Annotated in this window: 16 protein-coding genes, 1 tRNA gene and 1 pseudogene; 12 read left to right on the forward strand and 6 right to left on the reverse strand. The window is 69.9% G+C overall.

The genetic code is table 11. The features are described 5' to 3' along the window. Positions 1-113 precede the first annotated feature (113 nt). From AC08OJ_RS02275 to AC08OJ_RS02285, 3 genes and pseudogenes are all read left to right on the forward strand, one after another. Positions 114-416, forward strand: a complete 303-nt coding sequence (locus AC08OJ_RS02275) for a hypothetical protein (protein WP_476594945.1) — start codon at positions 114-116, stop codon at positions 414-416. Between the two features lie 2,551 nt (positions 417-2,967). Then, complete coding sequence (locus AC08OJ_RS02280; RefSeq protein WP_476594946.1) at positions 2,968-3,159, forward strand: hypothetical protein; 192 nt, start codon at positions 2,968-2,970, stop codon at positions 3,157-3,159. Between the two features lie 138 nt (positions 3,160-3,297). Continuing rightward, positions 3,298-4,263: pseudogene (locus AC08OJ_RS02285) on the forward strand (recombinase family protein); the annotation flags it as partial. A gap of 620 nt (positions 4,264-4,883) precedes the next feature. Here AC08OJ_RS02285 and AC08OJ_RS02290 read toward each other — a convergent pair. Beyond that, positions 4,884-4,956: transfer RNA gene (locus tag AC08OJ_RS02290), tRNA-Leu, on the reverse strand. A 247-nt stretch (positions 4,957-5,203) separates the two neighbouring features. On the opposite strand from AC08OJ_RS02290, the gene AC08OJ_RS02295 reads away from it, so the two are divergent. From AC08OJ_RS02295 to AC08OJ_RS02315, 5 genes are all read left to right on the forward strand, one after another. Then, positions 5,204-5,803: an ANTAR domain-containing response regulator gene (locus AC08OJ_RS02295; protein ID WP_009399419.1), complete on the forward strand. Its 600-nt coding sequence runs from the start codon at positions 5,204-5,206 to the stop codon at positions 5,801-5,803. A gap of 61 nt (positions 5,804-5,864) precedes the next feature. Beyond that, positions 5,865-7,472 (forward strand): branched-chain amino acid ABC transporter substrate-binding protein, encoded by a 1,608-nt coding sequence (locus AC08OJ_RS02300; protein ID WP_476591651.1) that lies wholly within the window; start codon positions 5,865-5,867, stop codon positions 7,470-7,472. 354 nt (positions 7,473-7,826) lie between these two features. Next, positions 7,827-8,981, forward strand: a complete 1,155-nt coding sequence (locus AC08OJ_RS02305; RefSeq protein ID WP_476594947.1) for a branched-chain amino acid ABC transporter substrate-binding protein — start codon at positions 7,827-7,829, stop codon at positions 8,979-8,981. Positions 8,982-9,170: 189 nt separating this feature from the next. Further along, the gene (gene polA / locus AC08OJ_RS02310; protein ID WP_476594948.1) at positions 9,171-11,933 is read left to right on the forward strand and encodes a DNA polymerase I; all 2,763 of its coding nucleotides are present in this window, start codon (positions 9,171-9,173) and stop codon (positions 11,931-11,933) included. Between the two features lie 270 nt (positions 11,934-12,203). Further along, positions 12,204-14,273, forward strand: a complete 2,070-nt coding sequence (locus AC08OJ_RS02315) for a putative bifunctional diguanylate cyclase/phosphodiesterase (protein WP_476591631.1) — start codon at positions 12,204-12,206, stop codon at positions 14,271-14,273. 27 nt (positions 14,274-14,300) lie between these two features. On the opposite strand, the gene AC08OJ_RS02320 is transcribed toward AC08OJ_RS02315, so the two are convergent. Together AC08OJ_RS02320 and AC08OJ_RS02325 are read right to left on the reverse strand one after the other, a co-directional pair. Next, the gene (locus tag AC08OJ_RS02320; RefSeq protein ID WP_476591632.1) at positions 14,301-15,374 is read right to left on the reverse strand and encodes a M4 family metallopeptidase; all 1,074 of its coding nucleotides are present in this window, start codon (positions 15,372-15,374) and stop codon (positions 14,301-14,303) included. A 163-nt stretch (positions 15,375-15,537) separates the two neighbouring features. Continuing rightward, positions 15,538-16,209 carry a hypothetical protein gene (locus AC08OJ_RS02325; RefSeq protein WP_476591633.1) on the reverse strand — a complete coding sequence of 224 codons (672 nt, stop codon included), beginning with the start codon at positions 16,207-16,209 and terminating at the stop codon, positions 15,538-15,540. Positions 16,210-16,308: 99 nt separating this feature from the next. Between AC08OJ_RS02325 and coaE the strand changes: the two genes are divergently transcribed. Continuing rightward, entirely contained in the window at positions 16,309-16,980 is a 672-nt protein-coding gene (gene coaE / locus AC08OJ_RS02330; RefSeq protein ID WP_476594949.1) for a dephospho-CoA kinase, read from the forward strand. 25 nt (positions 16,981-17,005) lie between these two features. On the opposite strand, the gene uvrB is transcribed toward coaE, so the two are convergent. Then, entirely contained in the window at positions 17,006-19,135 is a 2,130-nt protein-coding gene (gene uvrB, locus AC08OJ_RS02335) for an excinuclease ABC subunit UvrB (RefSeq protein ID WP_476591635.1), read from the reverse strand. Between the two features lie 84 nt (positions 19,136-19,219). Continuing rightward, positions 19,220-20,731, reverse strand: coding sequence for a PucR family transcriptional regulator (locus AC08OJ_RS02340; protein ID WP_476594950.1), 1,512 nt, complete (start codon positions 20,729-20,731; stop codon positions 19,220-19,222). Positions 20,732-20,945: 214 nt separating this feature from the next. Between AC08OJ_RS02340 and AC08OJ_RS02345 the strand changes: the two genes are divergently transcribed. From AC08OJ_RS02345 to AC08OJ_RS02355, 3 genes are all read left to right on the forward strand, one after another. Beyond that, on the forward strand, positions 20,946-22,253 hold the full coding sequence (locus AC08OJ_RS02345) for a peptidase M50 (protein ID WP_476594951.1): 1,308 nt from the start codon (positions 20,946-20,948) through the stop codon (positions 22,251-22,253). 168 nt (positions 22,254-22,421) lie between these two features. Next, positions 22,422-23,408: a TerC family protein gene (locus AC08OJ_RS02350; protein WP_476591638.1), complete on the forward strand. Its 987-nt coding sequence runs from the start codon at positions 22,422-22,424 to the stop codon at positions 23,406-23,408. A gap of 720 nt (positions 23,409-24,128) precedes the next feature. Beyond that, on the forward strand, positions 24,129-24,896 hold the full coding sequence (locus AC08OJ_RS02355; RefSeq protein WP_476594952.1) for a glycosyltransferase family 2 protein: 768 nt from the start codon (positions 24,129-24,131) through the stop codon (positions 24,894-24,896). A 165-nt stretch (positions 24,897-25,061) separates the two neighbouring features. Here the strand turns inward: AC08OJ_RS02355 and AC08OJ_RS02360 are convergent, their stop codons facing one another. Continuing rightward, positions 25,062-25,760 (reverse strand): MBL fold metallo-hydrolase, encoded by a 699-nt coding sequence (locus tag AC08OJ_RS02360; RefSeq protein WP_476591640.1) that lies wholly within the window; start codon positions 25,758-25,760, stop codon positions 25,062-25,064. Positions 25,761-25,920: the final 160 nt, after the last annotated feature.

The following is a 25,920-nucleotide window of genomic DNA, read 5'->3' on the forward strand; positions in this document are numbered from 1 at the left end:
CTTCCCGTAGACCCGACATAGAATAATCAAGTTATTTCAATGCAAATCCCAAGCCCACGTCTGAGGGCACGACACCGGAAGCGGCCGAGCAGCGTGCGCGGCATCTGGCTTCGGTGACGTACTTCGCGGCCATGTCCGAAGTGGTCTTCGCGTCGGCGTGGGGCGATGGCAGCGACTTCCCCACCCTTCGCAAGATCATGGACGTGGCGAACTGTGCCGATGACCTTGGTCGTGCCGGCGTGTTCTCGACAGTGGCTCAGCAGACGTACGGCGGCAAGTACGGATCACGCCGTGTCATGATCAAGACTCGGGACGCCGCACGCGCGGAGGCCCGCGAACTGTCTGCGCGCTGCGACGCCATCCGCGATGACCTCGCCCATCGCGACCGGCCAACGAAGCGTACCCCTGAGCACTGACCCCGTCTCTCGTCCTCACGGAGCCTCCGAGCGCCACGCTCGGAGGCTCCGCCCATTTCACCAGCGAATCCCGCTGGTCCCGCTGGCTCCGCCGGTCGCGGTGGTCGGGCCGGTCGCGTTGGCGCGCCGCGGTTCGTGCCTGGTCGCTTTCCTGCCCGCCCGCCTTCCTACCTTCCTTCTCGCCTCCGGGCTGTCCTGGCGTGGTGTGGTTTCTATCGTCCGGTTCCGCCTACTTGGCCTGGTTCAGCCCGGCATTGTCGGCTCCTGGCCGAGCGAGTTGGTTCCGCCGCGTCGCGCGGGCCGCCGATTCCGCGCGGCCGTCCGCCGTTCACGCCTGCGCCGGTCGCGTGTGGGCTGCGGTCGGGTTGATGTCCGGTCAGAGGGCGGCTGGGTCCGGTTGCTGACCGGGGGTCGGGTCCGGACCCGGATCTTTGGGCTTCGAGTGGGGCCGGTCTGCGCCCCCGCTGGACGATCGGGCCGGCGCTCGTGCCGTTCTTTGGGTAAGGCCGCCGATTGATGCGGCGGGTGGGTAACCCGCTCGTCGAACAGGCCGCCGTCCGGTCGGCGCGGCGCTGCGTTCGGCGCTGGGGCCTGATCGGTCCGAGGCATCGGGAGCTGCCTTGTCGGCGCGAGGCGTTTCCATCGCTGGGAAAGGGAAGCCATGTCTACTGGGTACGCCTCCGGCCAGCTCGGATGCCTGGTTTTCGCTGCCAGCGATCAATAGTCCAACCGAACTATTGATCGCTGGCATGTCGCGGCTGGTGTTATTGCGGCGAGTGTGAAGTCATTTTCCAAGATTTTTGGGAAGGTGCCGGCGGGGCCTGTCGCGCGGGCCGCTGGCACTATGCCAGCGGCTGCTGTGCACCGCCGGCAAACTTCACAGCATCACAGCATCACAGGTCAGAGGACTGCTGGGCAGGTTGGAGTGTGCCGCTGGTGGCGGCCCGTCGCCGGGCGAACGAGCTTGTCTGGATGGATCCGCTGTGCCGTTGCTGGCTGCCAGTGATCTTTGTTGGGCGTGGCGCGGAAGATCGTGCTGGCTTTTCGCTGGGCTCGATGTGGTTCGCTGAGGCCCATCCGAATTCGTGGCACCCGGAAAGGGCTCCGCGCTATGTCCGATGAGAAGTTCTCCTTGTATCCACGCGAGCGATTGACACCTGGTTTGGCGCTCACGCTGTGCTGGAGATCGCCTGCGGCTGCTACACGCTGATCACCGTCGCCGTCCCAGCGTCCCTGACCCTGGGCTGACCCCAAAACGTCGGCCGTCGCGCGGATCGCGCGCCAGCGTGGTGGACCTGTCCGCTTGGCGGCCTACCTACTGCCCACGCGCGATGCGCGATGATCGTCGCAGGCCCCTCGGCGGTCGCCACGCGGGCGGCGGCTGGGCGGCGACGGCGAGCCGCGCAGGCGATCTTCGGACCGGGCTGGTCGCCACGTCTGGTGATCATCGAACTATCGGACTAGTTCATGCGCACTATTTTTTCACCGTGAATGCACGTCACGGTATATTTCGATCTTTCAACCTGGTCCCCCGGTGGGTGGGCCCCATTTTTACTATCCGTGCCATGGAAATGACGCCTCCATGCGCTCCATTGCCCCCGCAGGCCTCGCGATCGATTGAACAACGCTCGAACAACTCTGAAGATCGACTGGCAAAAATGGGGCCAAAAACAGGATTCCTCTATAGCGGCGTTCCGTGCCGCGCGGAAGGAGGACCGCCTCGTGACCGACCCGGCCAACGTTCACCCGGACCGTCCCGACTCTCCCTACCTGTCGCCCCCCATGCGCCCGACATCGCCTGCGGCACCGCAGCCAGAGGGCCCGCTCCCCGTCCCCTCGCCCTCAGTACCGGTCCGGACGCCGGTCGATTCGTCGCCCGCAGGAAAGGACTTGGGAGGTGAGTCCGGGTCCGGACCCGGACCTTTTCCCGGTCAGTTCTCCGCCTCCGTCGTTGACGGGAATCCAGACTCGGTCGGAGCGGTCCTGTGCCCGCGATCCATTCCCGGATCGGAGTATTTTCCGTGCTTGTTGGGTTCCCTTCCGGCCCGTCCGGGTGTTACCTTTGTTGTCGATGAGCCGGATACTGCCCCGTGCCCTGCTGGGAGCGGCTGCCCGATCCTGGCCTCCTCTGCCTCTGCCTCTGCCTTTCCTGCGACGTCTGGAGGCTCTGTGACGGCTGCCGGCACCCCCGCTCCCCTCGACAACCCGGACACCGATGGCGGCGAGCCGCCAATCGCCCGGCGCGACACTGGCCACCCTGGCCAGATCGGACAGCCCTCCGCCGTGGACGGCGTCCCGGCGGCAGAAAATCCCCACGGGTCAATGGGGAAGAGGACGGAGGCGGAGAACGAGGGAGTCGTCGCGCTGCGACCCCCTTCGGAAGGCGGGCGGGGACGGCCGGGCCGGCGGTGGGTGTTTCACGGCGAGATCGAGACGATCAGCGGCCCGGGGCCGCCCGGCTTCGGGCGGAGTTCGTGGGTGCGATCCGGGACCTGCTGCTTTGGGACGCTGGCGAGGCCACCGGCAACCGTGGATCAGATGAGGAGGCAGCATGAACGATCCTGGACGACCGTCCCGGAGGGCCGGACGGGACCGTCCGGGACCCGGGCCGGCGAGCCGGGCGGCGGATCCGGCGCTGCGCGGGTTGTCGGATCTGGCGGTGTCGCCGTTCGCGTTGCCGCTGGCGGGGTTGGATCGGGAGATCCGGGTCGCGTTCGCCGGGCGGACCTCGACCGAGGAGTAGCAGGACCCCCGCCAGTCGTTGATCCGCCAGCTGGACCGGGCGAAGTCCGCGCTGCCGGAGTCGTGGGTGATCGTCGCGCACTTCTACGACGTGGAGTCGGGCCGCAAGGAACTCGATCAGCGCGGCCACGGGGCCGACGTGTCCCGGTTCGACATCCCGATTCCCCGCGACGGTGGCATCGACGACCTGCTGGCCGAGGCGGATCATCCGAACTGCCGGTTCGATGCGGTGATCTGCGAGTCGATGTCGCGGATCACCCGGCGGATGTACGAGAACCTTGCGATCGAACGCCGGCTCGAACAGACCGGCGTTGCGCTGCTGGCGTGGAACGAACCGATCAAGGTCGACGGGCCGCGGGCCTCCGCGATCCTGCAGCGGCGGATCAACCAGTCGGTCGCCGAGTACGAGGTCTGGAACACCCTCGAGAGTAGCTGGGGTGGGCTGTGCACCCATGTCCGCGACGGCTGGAACATCGGCAAACCGCCCTACGGTTACCGGCCGAAGAACTATCGGCATCCGAACTCGATAAAAGCCGACCGGGGTGCGACCAAGACCCGCCTCGAACCCGACGGGGCACGCGGGGAGACAGTCACGCAGATCGCGCACTGGCGCTACTACCGCAAGCTCGGCTATGGCGAGATCGCCGAGCAGCTCAACGCCGACCTGGAGCGCTACCCCCCACCCGAGCCGCCTGGCGGGGCCCGCCGGGCACGAGGGGCATGGTCGAAGTCCACGGTGGCCGATCTGCTGCGTAACCCGAAATACACCGGCTATCAGGTATTCAACCGGCGGGCGACCCGGTCCCGACATGGGGCGGTCAACGGGCCGGAGAAGTGGGTGTGGTCATCCGAACCTGTCCACGAACCCCTGATCCCGAAGTGGATGTACGACGAGTTCAACGCCAACCGGCAGACCCGACGCGGCTCCCGCGAGCACAACGAACTCAACCGCCACCCCGCGACCAAACGGACCTATGTGTTCCGGGGCATGATCCACTGCACCTGCGGGCGGCGGATGTTCGGAACCGTCCGCGATCCCAGCGCACCTGTCTGGTACAAGTGCTGGCCCCGAGCGAACAACCGGGGCCGTGACGACAAGTTCGCCGGACACCCCAAGAGCGTCCGTATCCGCGAAGACGTCCTTGAAGCCGCGATCGCCGACTTCTACGCCGAACGCGTCTTCGGGCGCGACAGGATCGCCCTCCTGAGCGCCGAACTCGCGACCTACGACGACCGAGCCGAGCGGGAACGAGCAGCCGAGCGAGGCCGGCTCCAGAAGAAGATCGACGAACTTGATCGCAGGCAGGGCAACCTGCTCCGCCAGGCGCAGGACGGCGACCCCGACGACCCGTTCACCCAGGGACTGCGCAGTAGCTACAACCAGCTCGACGCAGAGCGTAAGACCGTCCTCGGAAAGATCAAGGATCTCGAAGCGGCGGACGAAACCGAGCCCGACCGGCCAGGCCAAGACAGCCTCGCGCTCCTCGGCGCCCTCCCGGAGCTGCACCTCAAGCTCCGCCAGGCGCCGGAAGCGTTGCAGCGACGCCTCTACGAAAGCACTCAGCTCACCGTCCACCTCGATCACGAAAGGCAGGAGGTGCACATGATGATCAAGATTCCGGTGGCAGACCTCGACAAGGTCGCTCATCTGGCGGGAGTGACGGCCGCCGCCCCCGGGCCGCCCCCGGCAGCCACTGGGCATCCACGGCGCGTAGATGCTGTACGTACCCCGGGTGGGATTCGAACCCACACTGTCGGTGGTTTGAGCACCGTCTCTCTGCCGTTGGAGTACCGGGGCCGGCGGGTGGAGCGTGTTGGATCAGACGTAACAGGGGCGAGTTGGGGCAAGTGGAACGGGCGGAGGAACCGGGCGGGACGAGGGCGAGGAGATCGCCGTCGAACCTGGCCGGAACCTCTCCTTGAAGACTCTATCCGGGTAGGGTGCGTTTCGACCTCCAGCCCTCCGTGCCCGGGGCGGGACGGCCACCCCGATCGTCCGTCCTGTCACACTAGGGACGCACCTCCGAGACCAGGAGTCCGACTCGATGAGCCAACCCTCCTCGAACCCGCGCCGGGTTCTGATCGCCGAGGACGAAGCGCTGATCCGGCTCGACCTCAGGGAGATGCTCCAGGAGGAGGGCTACGAGGTGGTCGGGGAGGCGGGCGACGGCGAGATGGCCGTCAACCTCGCCGGCAAGCTCCGCCCCGACCTGTGCATCCTCGATGTGAAGATGCCGAGGATGGACGGCATCGAGGCCGGCGCGAAGATCGCGAAAGACCGTATCGCTCCCGTCGTCATCCTCACCGCCTTCAGCCAGCGGGAGCTGGTGGAACGTGCCCGTGAGGCCGGCGCCATGGCCTACGTGGTCAAGCCGTTCCAGAAGAAGGACCTGCTGCCCACGATCGAGATGGCGATGAGCCGGTTCACCGAGATCGTGAGCCTCGAGGCCGAGGTGGAGGACCTGCAGGGGCGCCTGGAGGCTAGGAAGATCATCGAGCGGGCCAAGGGCGTGTTGCAGACCGAGCACGGCATGACCGAGCCGGATGCCTTCCGCTGGATTCAGCGCACCTCGATGAACCAGCGCCGGACGATGCGGGCGGTCGCCGAGGCCGTGCTGTCGGGTGAGGCGTTGCCGGGCTCGTGACCTCCGTGTCCGTGATCCCGGAAGCCGGGTGAGCGATTCGTCGCGGGCGTCTCTCGCGTCGATGGCCGGTTCGATCGGGCGGTGGACCCGGGCCAGATCGCGCACCGGTCGCGGGCGCGCGGCGCTCGCGGCTCTCGCCGTCCTGATCCTCGCGGTGCCCTCGGTCCTGGGGTTCACGCTGGCCGCCAGCCTTGGCGCCGGCGATGACGCCGACGGCGGCGCTGGCGGCGCCGGCGTCATCCGGGTCGCCACCCTCGGTGTGATGGCGCCGCTGTCCGGGGATCTCTCCACGGACGGGGTGAGCGCGCGCAACGCCGTCACGCTCGCGGTCGACGAGGCCAACAAGTCCGGGGCCATCCCGGGCTGGCGCATCGAGCTGTCCGCCCACGATGACTTGTCCCGTCCGGACGGGGGAGCGCAGGCCGTGGACGCCTTCGTGGCGAACGATCAGGTCATCGGCGTGGTCGGGCCGCTGAGCTCACTCGTCGCGAAGGTGTCCTTGCCCACGCTGAGCGCCGCGGGCATCCCCGTCGTCTCCCCGTCGAACGCGGACCCGACACTGACCGATTCCGGTTCCCGGCCGCGCACCCGGCCCTTCCCGTTCTACTTCCGCCTGGCCGGAACGGACGAGCGCCAGGCCCGGGTCGCCGCCGAGTACGCTGTCAGGACGCTCGGCCGCAAGCGTATCGCCGTCGTCGACGGCGAACCGAGATACGGCACGACCCTGGGCGCCCGCTTCGCGGCGCGCGCCGCCGCCCTCGGCGCGTCGGTGACATCGGTATACCAGGTCCGGGGGGACGAGACGGATGGATCCGAGATCGCCGGCACCGCGCGGGCGATTGAGGAGGACGCCCCCGATCTGGTCTATGTCTCGACGGGTGCGGCCTTCGCCGGGAAACTGCGGGCCCGGCTCGCCGACGCGGGAACGTCGATCCAGGTACTCGGTTCGGACGCGTTGCTCGAGTCCCGCTACACCGACGAGGCGAGGTCGGCGGCCGACGGCGACCTGATCATCGGTCCGCTGGTCCCGCCGACTCGGCTGCCGTCCTCAGGCGCCTTCGTCGCGGACTACTCCGACCGCTTCGGGGGACCGGCGGATGACGAGGGCAGTACCCGTCCAGGGGCCTCGGGCGGCGTGGAATCGCCTGGCACGAGTGGGCGGCCGAGTGGGACCCTGGGCCCGCGGGGCCAGGAGGACCCTGCGGACCTGCGGAGCCAGGAGGATCCAGCGGAGACCGCCTCGCCCGGCCGGGGCGCCACCACCACCCCGAGTGCGGTCCACGGCATCTTGACACCGGCATCGGGGTCGGGGTCGGGCCTGGAGGAGGGGCCCCACGGGCCGCCGGCCGCCGGTACCCGCGGCACGTCCGGGGTGAACGAGCCAGCCGCGGAGCTGGAGCTGCGGCGGGCCGAGGCCATCCCCGCGGTCGCGGCCTATGCGTACGACGCCGCCAGGGCGATCATCCGCGCAGCGGCCACGGTGCTGCCGGGCCGGACGACCGTGGACGCGGCCACCAGGCACGACCTCGTGACGGCGATCGGGAGCGGCTCGTTCGCGGGGATCACCGGCTCCGTCGCCTTCGACCGCTGGGGGGACACCCGATCGCCCACAGTCGTGCTTTACACGGTACTCGGCGGCAGATTCGTCCCGTTGAAGACGGAGAACTGACCGACCGGCGATGACGCTGCGGCGGCTGCCGCAATGGCTGCGGCGACCGGCATCCTCCGACCAGGCCGTTGCGGGTTCTGCCGGGTCGTTCGCTTCTCCGATCAGGTCGTTCGCTTTCGGATCCACCGGCGAAACCTCCTTCAAGTTACGACACGCTCACATTGCGCTTCCCTTCCACTCCTCCGAAGGTTACGTTTTCGTCACTATCCGCTTTCGATCGGTTGCCAATGATGCGGTGGCGGCGGACCGGGTTCTGACGCCGAGGGGGCGGTGGCGGCAGCGATGTGCTGTGGGAGGGCGTGTCATGACGGGTCCTGGACGGCGACGGGGCGTGCCCCGACCGAGCGTGACGCGGTGGGGGCCCTCGGATCCGTGGGTGTGCTGACGGCCGCGGCCGTCCTTGCCGGCTGCGGCGGTGGTGCGTCCGGTGACGACGGGAAAAAGGAATACGTCATCGGCTTTCAGGGGCCGCTCTCCGGCGACAACCAGCAGCTTGGCATCAACGCCTACGACGGGGTGCTGACCGCCGTCGAGCTGGCGAACCGGCGCAAGGATCTGCCGTTCAGGCTGCGCCTGGTCGCCTCGGACGATCAGGGTATGGCCGAGCAGGGGCCCACCGTCGCACAGAAGCTGATCGACAATACGAAGGTCATCGGCGTCGTCGGCCCCGTCTTCTCCGGACCGACGAAGTCGAGTGAGCCGCTCTACAGCAGGGCCGGGCTGCTGTCGGTCAGCCCGTCGGCCACCAATCCGGCGCTTACCGATCTCGGGTTCACCAGCTTCTACCGGGCCATCGCCCCGGACACCGTGCAGGGATCCGCCGCCGCGGAATACCTCGCCAAGGTTGTGAAGGTGGACAAGGTCTACTCTCTCGACGACCGGAGCGAATACGGCACCGGCTTGTCCGGAGCGCTCGAGAAGTCCCTGACCGGCCGAGGAATCCGCGTGATCCACGACGGCATCAATCCGACGAAGGACTACACGTCCCAGGCCACGAAGATCCTCGCCGAGAACCCGGATGCCGTGTATTACTCGGGCTACTACGCGGAACTCGCGTTGCTGACCAGGGCGCTGCGCAGCAAGGGGTACACCGGGAAGGTCGTCAGCGGCGACGGCGCGAACGACGACCAGCTCATCCGCCAGGCCGGTGCCGGCAACGCCGAGGGAATGCTGCTGACCTGCCCTTGCGGTGACCCGAACAGCGATCCTGTGGCGGCGGGGTTCGTCGCCGACTACAAGACGATCAACGCCGATGCGCGGCCTGGAACCTATTCCGGCGAGGCCTATGACGCCACGAACGCCGTCATCGAGGTGCTGCGCGGGCTCGGTAGCGGCGCGATGCGGGAGGCCGTGCTCGCCCGGTTCGGCTCGGTCGACGTTCCCGGGGTCACCAAGCGCATCAGATTCCGGAAGAATGGTGAGGTCGAGGGTTCGACGGTCTACGTGTACGAGGTCCGGGCCGGGAAACGGACCGTGCTCGACCCGGTCAGCTCCCTCGTCAAACCGTGACCCTCGTCAAACCGTGACCGGACGGACCTGACCGATCGGCGGAGCGACGTGACGGAGCGACGTGGTCGACGCGTCGGTCCGCCCGCTCGCGGCGAAACTGTCCGACCCACGGCCTAAACTCGCCGCGTGTCCGTCACCACTTCGTCCCCCACCTCGTCCCCGTCCGGGAGCCCGGCAGCGTCCGCCACTGTGGCCACCACGGCCACTGTGGCCACCGCGGCCGGCCCGGCCGCGCCCTCGCCGAGTCCCGCGCCATCGAGCCCCGCGAAGCCGACCCCGGCGACGCCCCGGTTGTTGCTGCTTGACGGGCACTCGCTGGCCTACCGCGCCTTCTACGCGCTGCCGGTGGAGAACTTCTCCACCACCACGGGCCAGCCGACGAACGCGGTGTACGGATTCACCTCCATGCTCATCAACGTCCTGCGCGACGAGCGGCCGACCCATGTCGCCGTGGCGTGGGACCTGCCGACCCCGACCTTCCGGCACAGCCAGTACGCCGAGTACAAGGCCGGTCGGGCTGAGACCCCGGCCGACTTCGTCGGCCAGGTCAGCCTCATCCACCAGGTGTGCGACGCCCTCGCGGTGCCGGGGGTCAGCGCGCCGGGATACGAGGCCGACGATGTGATCGCCACGCTCGCGACCCTGGGCGCGGCCGAGGGGATGGACGTGCTGGTCGTCACGGGTGACCGTGACACGCTGCAGTTGGTCGACGAGCGGGTGACGGTGCTGATGACCCGCAAGGGCATCAGCGACATGGTCCGCTTCACCCCCGACGAAGTGCAGGCGAAGTACGGCCTGTCCCCGGTGCAGTACCCGGACTTCGCGGCCCTGCGCGGGGATCCCTCCGACAACCTGCCGTCGGTGCCGGGGGTGGGGGAGAAGACCGCCACCAAGTGGATCCAGCAGTTTGGCTCGCTGGCCGAACTGGTCGACCATGCCGACGAGATCGGCGGGAAGACCGGGGCGTCGCTGCGCGCCCACCTGTCCGAGGTCATCCGCAACCGTTCCCTGACGGAGCTGTCCCGTGACGTGCCGCTCGACGTCGTCCCCGCCGGCCTGCGGATGCGGCCCTGGGACCGGGAGGCCGTCCACCAGCTGTTCGACACGCTGCAGTTCCGGGTGCTGCGGGAGCGGCTCTACGCGGCCCTCGCGATCGCGCCGCCTCCCGCCGACGAGGGGTTCGAGATCGAGCTGACCGTGCTCGGGCCGGGCGAGGTGGCCCGGTGGCTCGCCGAGCACGCCCACAGAGCCGGCCGTAACGGCCTGCACGCCCGGGGCACCTGGGGGCGCGGCACCGGCCTGCTCGCCGGTCTCGCGCTGGCTGCGGCCGGCGGTGCCGCGGCCTGGCTCGACCCGACGCTGCTCACCCCCGCGGACGTGGCGGCGCTGGGCGCCTGGCTCGCCGACCCGAACCAGCCGAAGGCCGCCCACGACGTGAAGGGGCCGATGCTGGCCCTGACCGAGCTCGGCCTGCCGCTCGCCGGCGTCACCAGTGACACCGCGCTCGCGGCCTACCTGGCTCTGCCCGGCCAGCGGTCCTTCGACCTGGCCGATCTCGTCGCCCGGTACCTGCATCGCGACCTGTCCGCCGACCCCGTCCCGGGCGGCCAGCAGCTGACCCTCGACGGCTCCGGCGAGGCCGACCAGGCGCACGCGGACGCCGTGCGGGCCCGGGCCTGCCTCGAGCTCGCCGACGCCCTCGACGCGGACCTTGAACGCCGCTCCGCTGCCACCCTGCTGCGGGACATCGAACTCCCGCTGGTCACGGTCCTGGCCGGCATGGAGCGGGCCGGCATCGCCGTGGACTCCGAGCACCTGGCCGAGCTGCAGAAGCGCTACGGCGGCGAGGTCAGCGCGGTCGCCGCGCAGGCCCACGAGATCGTCGGCCGGCCGTTCAACCTGGGCTCCCCCAAGCAGCTGCAGCAGATCCTCTTCGACGAGCTGGGCCTGCCCAAGACCAAGAAGATCAAGACCGGTTACACCACGGACGCCGACGCCCTCGCCTGGCTGGCGGTCCAGTCCGACCATCCACTCCTGCCGGTGCTGCTGCGGCACCGTGACGTGGCCCGCCTCAAGACGGTCGTCGACTCGCTGATCCCCATGATCGACGACGCCGGGCGCATCCACACCACGTTCAACCAGACGATCGCCGCGACCGGCCGGCTCTCCTCCGCGGACCCGAACCTGCAGAACATCCCGATCCGGACGGCCGAGGGGCGCCAGATCCGCCGGGCCTTCGTCGTCGGCGCGGGCTACGAGACGCTGCTGACGGCGGACTACTCGCAGATCGAGATGCGGATCATGGCTCATCTCTCGGGTGACGAGGGCCTCATCGAGGCGTTCGGCTCCGGCGAGGACCTGCACACCTTCGTGGCCGCCGAGGCGTTCGGCCTGCCGGTCTCCGAGGTCGACCCGGAGTTGCGCCGGCGGATCAAGGCGATGTCGTATGGCCTGGCCTACGGGTTGTCCGCGTTCGGCCTCGCCGGGCAGCTCGGCATCGCGCCGGACGAGGCCCGGGAGCACATGGACGCCTACTTCGCCCGGTTCGGCGGGGTCCGCGACTTCCTGCGTGGGGTCGTGGAACGGGCTCGCAAGGACGGCTACACTGAGACGATCCTCGGCCGCCGTCGTTACCTGCCCGATCTGACCAGTGACAACTCCCAGCGGCGGCAGATGGCCGAGCGGATGGCGTTGAACGCGCCGATCCAGGGTTCCGCCGCGGACATCATCAAGATTGCGATGTTGGGGGTCGACCGGGCGTTGCGTGCCGGGGGGTACGCCTCCCGGCTGCTGCTCCAGGTGCACGACGAACTCGTCCTCGAGATCGCGCCCGGCGAGTACGAGGCGATCGAGCGGCTAGTCCGGGCCGAGATGACCTCCGCGTACACCATGTCGGTGCCGCTCGACGTGAGCGTTGGCGCCGGCCGCACCTGGGACGACGCGGCACACTGAGCGTTCCTGTCACTGAGCGTTCCTGGCGCTGAGCGTTTCTGTACCCCGGATGTCATTTTTGTGCCGAATTATTCCGCTGGTTTCCCGGATTTCCCGTCGTATCCGGTATCGGTCGAGGAATTGTACCGAGCCGTGAAATTGTATCGGTGCCGTGAAATCGCATCGGTGCCAGGAAACTGCTGGCCGTGATGTCGGTCACGCCGGATCGACGGCTATGTTGGAAGGAAACCTGACCCGGTCCTGTCGCCGTCGTGCACCGTGATCTCTCGGATGCGGGGTCGCCGCGACACCCGGGGCGACGTCCCGCTCGGTGCGGTTCGTCTCCGTTCGGCCCGCCTGATCCGCTCGGTCCGTTCGGTCGGGCTCATCGCGGGTCAGTGCGGGAGGAAGCTGTTTTTGATCAGCGGGTGTACGTTCGCCGGCCGTCGGCGTTTTCTCGTGGTCACCCCTGCGATCGCGGCGGTGCTCTTCCTGCTCGCCGGGTGCATTCCGGGCTCCCCGGGTTATCTGCGCTGGGGAAGCTGGCTGGGTCTGGTGGTCGCGGTCGGCAACACTGTCGTCGGGCTGGTGGCTAACCCGAGAGGGCGCTGGATTCCGCCCGTCGCCGTCGCCTCGCTCGCCGCCGCGCTCGCCTTCGCGCTGGCGAGCGCGGCGCCCGGCCGGAACGCGGACACCTACCTGACCTGGTTCCCGGTGCTGTGCGCCTATGCCGCTCTGGTCTCCGTCGGCTGGGCCGTCGCCGGCACCGCGGCCGTCTGCGGTGCCGTCGTCGCCGGCGTCATCGCCCACGACGGACTGGCCGAGGCCGCCGCGCCCATGTTCTCCACCATCGCCGCCGTCGTGCTCGTGGGCGCGGTGGCGAAGGCCCTGTTCCGTGAGGGCCTGCTGCAGAACCGTTCCGATCCCCTTACCCGCCTGGCCAATCGGGGCGGGACGATGGAAATCGGGCAGTCCGCCGTTGCGAAGATCAACGCCGCGAGGAACGAGGCTGTCCTCGTCCTGGTGGACCTCAACCGGTTTCACGAGGTCAACGATGCGCTTGGTCACCTCGGCGGCGACCAGCTGCTGAGGATGATTGCCGAGACGTTGCCGACCCTGACCCCGAGGCCGGTGTTCGTCGGTCGGGCCGGCGGGGACGAGTTCGCGCTGGTGTTCCGCGGACCCGAGATCACCCCGGCGCCGCCCCCCTCATCCGCCTCGCCTCCCTCATCCGCCTCATCCGCTTCACCCGTCCCGCTCGGCCCGTCGGGCGCGCCGGCCGTCCGCGGCCCCCTGCCCGCGGCCCTAGCTGCCGGGCGGCGGCGCACCCTGGGTCGGCAGGTCCTCCGCCAGATCCAGGGGCCCTTCCAGGTCTGCGGGGTCGACGTCGAGGTGGACGCCTCGGTGGGCATCGCGGTGGCCCCCCGCGACGGCGCGACCATGGCCACCCTGATGAGCTGCGCCGATGCGGCTCTGCTGCGGGCCAAGCGGGTCGGGGAGAGCGTGGGCCTGTGGGAGGCCGGCATCGCCGGGGTGCGGCCCGAGGAGATCGCGTTGAACGCCCAGTTGCGCGCCGCGATCGGCCGCGACGAGCTCGTTCTGTACTACCAGCCGGTCCAGTCGGCTCGGACCGGTGGGATCGTCGGTGCCGAGGCGTTGCTGCGGTGGCGGCACCCGAGCCGTGGGCTGCTCCCCCCCGGCGAGTTCCTGCCGATCGCCGAGCGGTCCCCCCTGATCGCGGACCTGACCCGGTGGGTTCTCGACGAGGCGCTGCGGCAGTGTGCCGCCTGGGACGTGGGAGGCCTGCACCTGCCGGTGTCGGTCAATCTCTCCCCCCGGATGCTGGTGCTCGACGACCTTCCCCGGGTGGTCTCGGACTCGATCGCCGCGCACCGGCTGGCCCCCGACGTCCTCACCCTGGAGATCACCGAGAGCGCCCTGGTCACCCAGCCCGCGCGTGCGGCGACGATGCTGGGTCAGCTGCGCTCCCACGGCGTGGCGCTCTCCCTCGACGACTTCGGCACCGGGTACAGCTCGATGGAGATCCTCAAGACGTTGCCGTTCGACGAGGTCAAGATCGACCGGGGGTTCGTCACGGACGTCCGGGGGAGCCTGCCCGACGCCGCGATCGTGCGTTCCGTGCTCGATCTGGGACATCGCCTGGGGCTGCGGGTCGTCGGTGAGGGCATCGAGGACGAACGGACCTTGACGATGATGGTCGACCTCGGCTGCGACCTGCTGCAGGGAGAGGCGATCTCGCCTCCGCTGCCGGCGGAGCGCATCCGCGAGCTGCTGCGGGCCCGGGCCGCGAAGGCGGGCAAGGTGGTTCCGGGCGGTGACGTCCGATGCCGCCGGGCGTGATGGTCCGAATTACCCGGATGCGCGGAATTACCCGGATGCGCGGACGGCGATGCCGACGGCCTGCCACGCCTCGGAGACGGCCTTCCGCGCGTCCGCACCGAACAGCAGGCCGGCCTGGCGCACGGTCACCGAGGCGAATGCGCGGAACGTCGTGTTCGGCCGGATCTGCGGTGCGCGCAGGGTCTCGTACCAGATGTGGCCGGCCTTCTCCCAGGCGTATCCACCAAGAGCCGTCGCGGCGAGGTAGAACGCCTTGTTCGGGATGCCCGAGTTGATGTGGACGCCGCCGTTGTCGGCGGTCATCCGGACGTAGCGGTCCATGTGGTCCGGCTGGATGTCGTCGCCGAGCACCGGATCGTCGTAGGCGGTCCCGGGGGCCTTCATCGACCGCAGCGCGACGCCTTGGACGGCGTCGGTGAGCAGCTCGTCGCCGATCAGCCAGTCGGCCTGCTCGGCGGTCTGGCCGCGGACGTACTGCTTCACCAGGGAACCGAAGACGTCGCTGATCGACTCGTTGAGCGCGCCGGATTGGTTCACATACATCAGCGCCGCCTCGTCCTCGGTGACGCCATCGGTCAGTTCATGACCGATGATGTCGAGTGACACCGTGAAACGCTTGAACAGCTCACCGTCGCCGTCGCCGAACACCATCTGGCGGCCGTTCCAGAAGGCGTTCTCGTAGTGGTCGCCGTAGTGCACGGTGGCGAGCAGAGCCATCCCCTCGTCATCGATGGAGCTCCGGCCGAGGACGTCGGAGTAGAACGCGAACGTCGAGCCCAGGCCGTCGTAGGCCTCGTTGACCGCCGTGTCGTCGATCGCGGCGCCACCCTCCTCGCGAACCACCGCACCCGGCAGGATCTCGGCACCGCCCGCGTCGCTGACGGTGCGCCGCGGGCCGGTCTCGGGTGCCAGCCGCGGTGGGACGGCACCGCGCCGCGTCGAGTGCATCAGGGCGTTGTGCACCCGGATGGTGCGATGAGAGGTGTCCTGGAGCAGGGTGGACAGGGCCCGGGAACGCTGCTCCTCGGTGCCGTTGCGGACAATGCGTTCGAGGACGTGGGGTGGGACCGCGCAGGGCAGGGCGTGGCGGGGGCAGGGCATCGTCGACTCCGTAGCGTGAGGTGATCGCCGGGTGGATTCCCGCGGACCTCGACGGCCGCGGATGACCCCGGAGTCACCGACCTTGCTACCTGCGACGCAGGATGTCCAGAGAGTGCCGGTTCACCACCTTCTTCTGGTTAGCCGGAAACGTTCCGTTACCGCCTTAGCCGCGATGCCCGCCGGACGAGGGGCCGGGCGATGAGCCGGGCGGGGAATCGGATGCAGCGCGGAGCCGACCCCGACGGCGCAGGACCGTTCGCGCCCCCAGCTGGATGATCGCTAACGTGAGGCTGCCGAGGATCAGGAAGGTCATGTTCTCGTCGAGCCAGGTGACAACGCCGTGCGTCCATGGCGTCACGGCACGCGCCGCCGTCAGGTAGAGGGCCGAGGACAGCAGGGAGCCGGGAACCAGGAAGCGCAGGAACCGGCGCAGCGGGACGTCGCCGGCGCCGAGCACCGCGTCCACCGCCGCGTTGGTGTTCAGCAGGCAGAACCACAGCAGCGGGCGCTGGGTGCCGCGGCGGGACAGCGCCGCCACGACGCGGCCGGTGCTGAGGCGCCGTAGGAGCACCGAGCGGATGTTGTTGCGGGCCAGACCGAAGTAGCCGACGTCGATCAGCCCGCGGAAGAACGCGGCGATCAGCAGGGCGGGGACGGACGGCACCGTGCCGCCGACCAGCAGCAGGATCGCCCACGTGGGTCGCAGCGCGACGAGCAGCAACGGCGCTGAATCGGCGAGCGCCGGTGCCAGGGCGAGGCCGAGGGCACCGAGACTGAGCAGCGTGCCGGTGAGCAGGACCGGCCAGAGCCGGTGCGCGACCGGGGCAGCTTCCATCCGCACAGTCTGCCAAGTACGCGAGCTGCCAAGTACGCGAGGGCGCAGACGGGCGGACCGGTCGGGTGGCTGGCTCCGGGAGCTGGCAGACTCGGCGATGTGTTCACAGTAGGTCTGACGGGTGGCATTGGTTCGGGCAAGAGCGCGGTGTCGGCGCGCCTCGCGGCCCGGGGCGCCCTGCTGATCGACGCCGACCAGGTCGCCCGGGACGTGGTGGCGCCCGACACCCCGGGGCTCGCCGCGGTCCTGGCGGAGTTCGACACCGAACTGGCGAACGCGGACGGTGGCTTGGACCGCGAGGCGCTCGGCCGGATCGTGTTCGCCGATCCCGCCGCCCGTGGCCGGCTCGAATCGATCGTCCATCCGTTGATCCGCGAGGAGACGGCGCGGCGCATGGGGGAGGTGCCACCGAGCGGGATCGCCGTGCACGACATCCCGCTGCTCGTCGAGGTGCACGCCGAGGGGACCTACGACGTGGTGCTGGTCGTCGAGGCGCCGCGGGAGCTGCGACTGCACCGCATCGAGGCCCGCGGCCTGCCCCGCGACCAGGCGCTGGCGCGGATGGCGAACCAGGCCACGGACTCCCAGCGCCGGGCCGTCGCCGACATCGTGGTGGACAACGGTGGGAGCCTGGACGACCTCGACGCCCGCATCGAGGAGGTCTGGCAGGACCTGCTGGCCCGCCGCGACGCCAAGGCCGCAGCCAAGACCGGGACCGTCGCCACGGATACCGTCGCCAGCGGCACGGATACCGCCGCCCCAGCCGGCTGATCGTGGCAGGCCGGCGCTCACGGCATCACTGCACGCCGGCGGCGCCCATGCCACGCAGCTCCTTCTTCAGCTCGGCGATCTCGTCGCGCAGCCGGGCGGCCAGCTCGAACTGCAGCTCCTTCGCCGCCTCGTGCATCTGGTCGTCGAGCTGGCGGATGAGCTGCGCGAGTTCGTGGGAGGGCAGGCCGGCGAGTTCGGCGGCGTACCGGCCGGCGGCACCCTCCCTGCCGGCGCGCGACTTCATCCCCGGAACCGGGGCCTTGCCGCGGGACTGCGACCGGCCGCCGCCGATCAGCTCGCCGTCGGCCGACTCGCGAACCATGTCGTCGAGGATGTCAACGACCTTCTTGCGCAGGGGCTGGGGGTCCAGCCCGCGTTCGGTGTTGTAGGCGATCTGCTTCTCGCGCCGCCGGTTCGTCTCGTCGATGGCGCGGTGCATCGACGGGGTGATCGCATCCGCGTACATGTGGACCTGCCCGGACACGTTACGGGCGGCCCGGCCGATCGTCTGGATCAGTGACTTGTCCGAGCGCAGGAAGCCCTCCTTGTCGGCGTCGAGGATGCTCACCAGCGACACCTCGGGCAGGTCGAGACCCTCGCGGAGCAGGTTGATCCCGACGAGCACGTCGAACTCGCCGCGGCGCAGTTCGGTGAGCAGCTCCACCCGGCGCAGGGTGTCCACCTCGCTGTGCAGGTACCGCACCCGGATGCCGAGCTCGAGCAGGTAGTCGGTGAGGTCCTCGGCCATCTTCTTGGTCAGCGTGGTGACCAGGACCCGTTCGTCCCGCTCGGCGCGCAGCCGGATCTCGTGGACGAGATCGTCGATCTGCCCCTTCGTCGGCTTGAGCACGACCTCGGGGTCGAGCAGGCCGGTAGGCCGGATGATCTGCTCGACGACGCCGACGGACCGGCCCAGCTCGTAGGGGCCCGGGGTCGCCGACAGGTAGACCGTCTGGCCGATGCGACCGAGGAACTCCTCCCACCGCAGCGGGCGGTTGTCCATGGCGCTGGGCAGCCGGAACCCGTGCTCGACGAGGTTGCGCTTGCGGGACATGTCGCCCTCGTACATCCCGCCGATCTGCGGGACGGTGTTGTGCGACTCGTCGATCACCAGCAGGAAGTCGTCGGGGAAGTAGTCGAGCAGGGTGTGCGGCGGGCTCCCGGCCTCGCGGCCGTCGATGTGCCGGGAGTAGTTCTCGATGCCCGAGCAGAACCCGACCTGGCGCATCATCTCGATGTCGTAGGTGGTGCGCATCCGCAGCCGCTGCGCCTCCAGCAGCCTGCCCTGCCGCTCCATGGTGGCCAGCCGCTCGGCGAGCTCCGCCTCGATGCCGGCGATCGCCCGCTCCATCCGCTCCGGCCCGGCGACGTAGTGCGTGGCCGGGAAGACGTAGATCTCTTCCGCCTCGCGGACGACCTCCCCGGTCAGTGGATGCAGGTAGGTGAGCCGCTCGATCTCGTCGCCGAACATCTCGGCTCGGACGGCGAGCTCCTCGTAGACCGGGAAGATCTCCACCGTGTCCCCCCGGACCCGGAACGTCCCGCGGGTGAAGGCGAGGTCGTTGCGGGTGTACTGCACGTCGACGAAGCGGCGCAGCAGCAGGTCCCGCTCGATCTCGTCACCGACCCTCAGCCGCACCATCCGGTCGATGTACTCCTGAGGCGTGCCGAGTCCGTAGATACAGCTGACGCTCGCGACCACGACGACGTCCCGGCGGGTGAGCAGGCTCATCGTCGCCGAGTGCCGCAGCCGCTCCACCTCCTCGTTGATCGAGGAATCCTTCTCGATGTAGGTGTCCGTCTGCGCGATGTACGCCTCGGGCTGGTAGTAGTCGTAGTACGAGACGAAGTACTCGACGGCGTTGTGCGGCAGCAGCTCCCGGAACTCGTTGGCGAGCTGCGCGGCGAGCGTCTTGTTCGGAGCCATCACCAACGTCGGCCGCTGCAGGCGCTCGACCAGCCACGCGGTGGTCGCGGACTTTCCAGTGCCAGTGGCGCCGAGGAGAACGACGTCGGACTCGCCGGCCCCGACCCGCCGGGCCAGCTCGTCGATGGCGGCGGGCTGGTCGCCCGACGGGGAGAAGTCGGACACGACCTGGAATGGCGCCCGCGTCCGCTCGATGTCGATGGTGGGCCGTTCGAACGTTGTGCTCACGGCTCCTAGCACACCACAGGCCTCCGACAGTTTCCGCCCGGTCCCCCGGGACCGCGGGACCAGCCGCTGTCAGCCGGGGTGCGGTCAGTCGGGCGAGGGATCCCAGCCGATCAGCCGTGCCCCGAGCACGGCGGTCTGCAGGACGTAACGGTCGGTAGGCGAGGCCGGGTCGTGCCTGGTCAGGGCGTGGATACGGTCCAGCCGGTAGGTCAGGGCACGCACGGACAGGTGCAGCCGCCGCGCCGCCGCGAGCGCCACCCCGCCGGTGGTGAAGTAGGCGTCGAGGGTATCGATCAGCGGACCGGCGCCGCCCCGCGCCGTGCGCAGCGGCGAGAGCACCGCGTCCACCAGTTCGGCCAGGGCCTCCCGGTCACGCAGCAGGACCTTGTAGATGAGCAGGTCGTCGGCGTGGACGACGTGCCCGTCGAGCCCGAGCCGCCCGGCGATGTCGACGGCGCCGCGGGCCTCCTCGAACCCGATGCGGACCCCGGCGACCCCGCTGCGCCCCCGGCTGACCCCCAGCCGCCAGACCAGCCCGGGCTCGGCCTGCAGCCGCCGGGCCAGCGCCGTCACCGCCGTCACCGCCGTCACCGCCGTCATCGTCGTCACCGCCGCGGCCGCCGTGGCCGTGCCCTCCGCCAGCGCGAACGCCGGCAGCGGGGAGAATCCCGCGTCGCCGGTCTTCGGCAGGTCCGGGCGGCGACGCCCACGCGGCCGGGCTCCCGGCGCCGGCCGGCCGGCCGGGGAGGTGAGGTTCGCGGCGGCACCGGCCGGGAACCGGGTCAGGTCGTTCTCCTCGGGCATGAGGCAGACGAGCAGACCGTTCCTGGTGGCGACCAGCGAGTCGGTCGGACAGTGCTCCCGCAGCGTCGCCTCCGCCGACCGGGTCAGGCCGCGGCCGTCGAGAAACCGGCGGTTGCCCGCGACGACGACGACCACGTGCCGCGCCTCCAGGCGCAGGCCGAACGTACCGGCCCGTTCCAGTAGTTGCCCCACCTCCGACGTGCCGGTCAGCAGGTCGTCGACGAGCTCGCGGCGCAGCGCCTCCTCGAAGCGAGCCCGGGCGGTGCGGGCGGCCTCGTAGCCCTCGCAAACGGCGGCGACCACGTCGTCGCTGGCCCGCAGCACCGCCGAGGCCGCCGCCCGGGTCCTCGAGACGGCGCCGACGGCCTCGGCCATGGAGCGCGGGGCATCCGTGGGCTGACCGGGCTGTGCCGGGCTACTCGAAGCCCGGCCGAGCTCGCGGGCCGCCCGGTCGGCTGCCCGGACGGCCGGCAGCGACGGCCAGATCCGCCAGGTCGCAGAGAGGTAGAGGTCGACGAGGGCACGCAGCGCGGCGCCGGACTCCGTCGCCGTCCGGCCGAGCGCACGGAACGTATCCAGCTCCGCCGCGGACAGCCGCCGTCCGCTGTCTGCGGCGGAGGCTAGGACGTCGAGATAGTCCCCGAGCAGGCCGGCGTGCAGCCGGGCGTCGGCGGCGGCCAGCACGGCCGCCCGGGGGAGCCGGGTGAGGCTTGTCCCGGGCAGTCCCGCCGGGGCGTCGTTGTCGACCGCGGTGATCTCAGCTGGCCGGGCTACTTCCTCTACTTTCTCCATCTGCCGGTCTCCTTCCTCGATGCTGCCGCATCTCGATGGTGCCGAACTTCGATGATGCCGAACCTCGGCAACGAGATCGTAGGCAAAGTCGCAGACTCCCTGCGGTGTCTGCCTGGACGTTGAAGGGCAGGCTAGGCGTTGAGCATGTGTGACACCTGGTCGTGACCGCGGCCAGGTGAAGGGTGAAAGAACTCATTAGGAGCTCTGAGCGGACATGACCACCCATGACGCCACCCGACGGGCACATCTCCCGCCGATCACGGTGCGTCCGGGATTGGCTATCTCGGTGGCGATCGTCACCGTCCTCCTCTCCGCGATCACGCTGCCGGCCACCGTGCCCGGCCGGCCCGGATTCGCCTACCTGTCCGGCGGCCTGATCGGGGCGGGCCTGCTCGTGGGCGTCCTGCTGGCCGCCGATCTGATGCGGGCCCGGTCGGCCCGCCGGTCGGGGGTGACCGCTCTCGGCATCACCCTCGGCGCCTTTGGAAGCCGGCTGGTCCTTGCCGGCGCACCCGACCGCTCCGCGAGCGTGGTGGCTGCCCCGCGCCCGGCACCCCCCCACCCGGCATCCCGCGGCATCGATCTCGCGCCGCCGCCCGTGGTGGCCCTCGATCCCGCGCCGGGGATGGGCACCCAGGTCGGCACCCAGGTCGAGGCGCGGATCGCGCGGGCCGGCCTGCTCGTCACCGCCGCCGCCGGGGCCCTGCTCGTCGTGCTCGGCGCCCTGGCACCCGCCGGCACCTGGGAACTGGCCGGGGAGGTGGCCCTGTGGGTGGGTACCTTCGCGCTGCTGGTGACCCTCGTCGACGTCCTCCCCTCCCCGCGCAGCTCCGGCGGCCGGTTGATTGCCGCCCGGGTGGAGCGCCGCACCGGCAGTCGTGCGCGCGCCGAGCAGGCCGCGGCCCGCGCCGGCGTGATCACTGGCTGGTCGCTGATCGCCGTCGGGGTGGTCGGGTCGTTCCTGGTTGGGCTCGTCGCGCTGTGGGCCGTCTTGCTGGGTTGGTTGGCGCTGGGCACCTCCCGGTGCGCCCAGGCGCAGCAGCGGGCCTACGTCGTGCTGGAGGGTCTGACCGTCCGGGACGTGATGAGCCCGTCGCCGCTGTCGTTGTCCGCCTGGACGACCGTCGCGAGCGCGCTGGACGAGGTCGTCCTGCCCTCGCGGAGGGCGGTGTTCGGGGTCGAGGACTTCGACGGATCCCTCGCCGGGGTGGTGCTGTTGCGTGACCTCGCCGCCGTGCCGATGGACGATCGAGGTCTCGCCCGGATCAACCGGGTCATGATTCCGCTGGAGATGGTTGCCACCGCCCGTCCGGACGAGCAGCTGACGGGCGTCACCGGCCGACTTCTGGAGCGGCCGGCCGCGGGCTGCGTCGTCGTCCTCGACGCCGCCCCGGATGACGGTCGCCTCCGCTTGGTCGGAACGGTGGGCCCGGTGGAGCTGAACCAGGCGGTGGAGACCGCCCCGCTGCGCGGGCGCGCCACCACGGTCCGCCCCGCCCACCCCGGCGGCTTCTGGCGTTGACCGCCCGCCGCGGCGGGCACCCGGCTCCCCTCCTACTCCTCGGCGTGACCATCGCCGGGTGAAGTGTGCTCTGACCGACTGCTGGCAACGGGGCCCGGTCGGTCAGGGCGACACCGTTTCGCGCCGCGTGCCCGCGGCGCCGCGTTCCGACACCACTGGAGATCACCTGTGTACGTGCCCCCCTGGGCCTGGGCCGCCTTCGTCGGCGTCCTGCTCACACTCCTGACCATCGACCTGCTGGCACATCGTCGGGCTCACGTCATCGGCTTTCGCGAGGCCGCGTGGTGGAGCGTTCTGTGGGTCTCGCTGGGCATCGGATTCGCCGGTGTCATCTGGGCCTGGCAGGGCCCGGGGCCCGCCGGCGAGTACGCCGCCGCGTGGCTGCTGGAGAAGAGCCTGTCCGTCGACAACCTCTTCGTCTTCGCGCTGATCTTCTCTTATTTCAAGGTGCCTCGCGCCTACCAGCACCGCGTCCTGTTCTACGGTGTGCTGGGAGCGCTCGTGCTCCGTTTCCTGTTCATCGCGGCCGGTATCGCGCTGCTCGAACGCTTCAGCTTTGTCATCTACGTCTTCGGGGCTTTTCTGCTCTACACGGCAGTCACGATGCTCCGGGGCAACGGCGTCGAGATGGATCCGGGCCGGAGCAGGGCGGTCGCGCTGCTGCGCAAGGTCATTCCGGTCACCGACGACTATCAGGGGCAGCGTTTCGTGTTTCGGCGTGCCGGGAAGCTGGTCGCCACGCCGCTACTGGCCGTCCTCGTCATGATCGAGACCGCCGACGTCCTGTTCGCGTTCGACTCGGTGCCCGCTGCGCTCGGTGTGACCGACAAGGTGTTCCTGGTCTACACGAGCAACGCCCTGGCCATCCTGGGGCTGCGGTCGTTGTTCTTCCTGCTCTCCGGTCTGATGGATCGTTTCCACCACCTGGCGACGGGGCTCGCGTTCATCCTGGCCTTCATCGGCGTGAAGATGTTGCTCACCGACGTGTGGCACCCGCCGATCGCGCTGTCGCTCGGCGTCATCGCGGTGACATTGATCGTGGCCATCGTCTGGTCGCTGCGTACCACCCCGCCGGCCCCGCGGTCCGTGGCCGAGCCGGAGGGGGTGGCCGAGCCGCGGTCCGTGGCCGAAGGCTCCCAGGCGGCGCCCCGATGATCAGCGGGCGATGGGCCGGCGGGGTCGTCACGTCGAGCGGCTTCTCTAACGCCGTCGCCCCGTCCCGGGTGAGCGGACCGTCCGGGGCGGTGGCCAGCGCCACGGCGCTCGCCGTGGCCTGGCCCTCGGTGAGCATGATCGGCGCAAGGGCCGTGGTCTGGTCGGGAAAGTGCGACTGTTCACCCGGAGGCGGGCCGCCCGTGACGTCAGGCGGGTGACGAACCGGGCCCGGTTCGCCGCGCGTCCGGAAACATATCGAGGAATGGTGTCGCGACGCGCCGGGAACGAGGATGCCGGACAGCCCTGGCTCAGCGGTTATGCTGGTTCCGGCGGGTACTGCGGTACATCGGTGCACGTCCAGCCGCCGGGACGTATCTCTCTGACGCGGGCGAGGAGACGCGCGGGCGGGAATACTCGACGTTCCAGGGCCGATCGTGTGTACTCGTTCGGTGTGAGCTGTGGTCCTTCCTCGCCGATTCTTCCCGAAGTTTCGCAGCTCGTTGCGGGCGCACTAGCCGAAGGCGGATGATGCACAGGCTGTTGGCGGTCGTCGTTTCTCACGGGGGATCGACGTCTCTGTACCGGTTGCTGACCACACTGGATGCCATGGAGGAATGCCGGGTATTTCTGGTGGAGAATGACGGGAAATCCCGGCATGATGCGTTGCCGGACGGTGTGCGCGCGGTCCAGGGGCACGGGAACGTCGGATACGGTACCGCGGTGAACCTCGCTGTCCGCCGTGCCGTGGAGGACGGGCTGCGGCCGGAGTGGATCCTGGTGGTCAACAGTGACGTGACGGTCCCTGCCGACACCGCGACGATGATCCCGAAGCTGCTCGCCTGGGCCGCGTCGTCCGCCGACGTGGTCGGCTTCCCGATCCGCGGCATGGCGGGCGAGCGGGGGCGGGCGAGTGCCGTCCTGCCGCGCCCGCGGACGAACGCTTACACGGCGGTACGGGGCGAGATCGCCGCGGTGGAGAGGTGGCCGGAACTGCGCTATCCGGTCGGCGCCTTCTTCGCCGTCCGTTCGGAGATTTTCCTACGGCTGGGCGGATTCGACCCGTCGTACTGGATGTACTACGAGGAGACGGATCTGTTCGCCCGGTTGCACGCCGCGGGCGGGCGCATCGTCTGGGCGGACGACGCCTGGCCGGTCGTACATGTGGGCGGGGAGACCGTCGGGCGGTCCGGGCTGCTGTACGCCGAACTCGGCCGGTCGGCCGCCACCTATGCCCGGCGGCACCGTCACGACGTGGGCCGGTCGTGGACCGCGGTGCACGCGGCCCAGCTGACCGTCCTCGCCGCGCGCAAATTGGCCGTGGGCCGGTCGCATGACGCGTTGCGCGCGGTCCGGATCCTCTCCGGGCTGGTGAGCGGGCTGGCCCGGCCAGGCTGGGAGCCCGCGGTCAGCTCACGGTGGCGCGCCGTCCCGGCCGAGACGCGGCTGCGTCTCGGCCATCTCCGCCCGGTACCGCGGACGCCGCAGTAGCGGCAGGATGATCCGATCGGTGATCTTGCCGACGGCTTCCCCGGACAGTAGGCACAGCGTCAGCATCACCTCGTTCCGGAGGAGGTCTCAACGGACTGAGCGCATCCGTGGCGTGAGCGCGTCGAGGCCGAGCTCGCCATACCGGAGCCGGCCTCACCGCCGCCGTCACCAGCCGCGGGTGCGCCATTCCGCCAGGTGCGGGCGTTCGGCGCCGAGGGTGGTGTCGTGTCCGTGGCCCGGGTAGATCCAGGTGGTGTCCGGCAGTGGGCCGAAGATCTTGCGTTCGAGGCCGTCCATCAGCGTCGTAAAGGCCTGTTCGTCACCGAACGTGTTTCCAGGGCCGCCAGGGAACAGGCAGTCTCCGGTGAAGAGGTGGGGGGCGGCGGGATCGGCCTCGTAGAGCAGGGCGATGGATCCGGGTGTGTGCCCGACCAGGTGGATCACCCGAAGGGTGGCCGTCCCGACGGCGACCTCGTCTCCGTCGCGCACCTGCCGCGCGGTGGGCACCGGAATGGCCGGGGCGTCGTCCGGATGGGCGACCGTGCTGGCCCCGGTGGTGGTGACCACATCTGCGAGGGCCTGCACATGATCATCGTGCTGATGGCTGGTGACCACCGTCGCCAGCCCCGCGTCCCCGACGAGCCGCAGCAGCGTGTCGGCCTCGTTTGCCGCGTCGACGAGCAGCTGCTCCCCGGTGACCGGGCAGCGCAGCAGGTAGGCGTTATTGTTCATCGGGCCGACGGCGATCTTGGTGATCGACAGGCCTGGCAGGGTCCGTACGTCGGCCGGACCGCCGACCGTGACTTTCCCGGTGTAGCCGGTGTAGCCGGTGCGGCTGGTGTCGCCGCCGTCGGCGTCGCTCATGGTGATCCTCTCCGGAGCGGATGGCGCGGATGGGACGGGAGCAGGGGATAGCTGCCGGTCGTTACGGTCCGTCAGGTGGCACCGGGAGATCTGATGCCTCTGACGCCTCCGAGGTCTCTACCGGATTCGACGGATTCGTCCGGCTGGTGGTAGGTGACCG

Source organism: Frankia sp. CgKIO3 (genome assembly GCF_977946435.1).

Excerpts from the sequence above, each read along its gene's own strand:
- AC08OJ_RS02295 (WP_009399419.1), top strand. The coding sequence starts at position 5,204 with ATGAGCCAACCCTCCTCGAACCCGCGCCGGGTTCTGATCGCCGAGGAC.
- AC08OJ_RS02280 (WP_476594946.1), top strand. The coding sequence starts at position 2,968 with ATGAACGATCCTGGACGACCGTCCCGGAGGGCCGGACGGGACCGTCCG.
- AC08OJ_RS02345 (WP_476594951.1), top strand. The coding sequence starts at position 20,946 with ATGACCACCCATGACGCCACCCGACGGGCACATCTCCCGCCGATCACG.
- AC08OJ_RS02320 (WP_476591632.1), bottom strand. The coding sequence starts at position 15,374 with ATGCCCTGCCCCCGCCACGCCCTGCCCTGCGCGGTCCCACCCCACGTC.
- AC08OJ_RS02300 (WP_476591651.1), top strand. The coding sequence starts at position 5,865 with ATGGCCGGTTCGATCGGGCGGTGGACCCGGGCCAGATCGCGCACCGGT.
- AC08OJ_RS02360 (WP_476591640.1), bottom strand. The coding sequence starts at position 25,760 with ATGAGCGACGCCGACGGCGGCGACACCAGCCGCACCGGCTACACCGGC.
- AC08OJ_RS02340 (WP_476594950.1), bottom strand. The coding sequence starts at position 20,731 with ATGGAGAAAGTAGAGGAAGTAGCCCGGCCAGCTGAGATCACCGCGGTC.
- AC08OJ_RS02325 (WP_476591633.1), bottom strand. The coding sequence starts at position 16,209 with ATGGAAGCTGCCCCGGTCGCGCACCGGCTCTGGCCGGTCCTGCTCACC.
- AC08OJ_RS02315 (WP_476591631.1), top strand. The coding sequence starts at position 12,204 with ATGCGGGGTCGCCGCGACACCCGGGGCGACGTCCCGCTCGGTGCGGTT.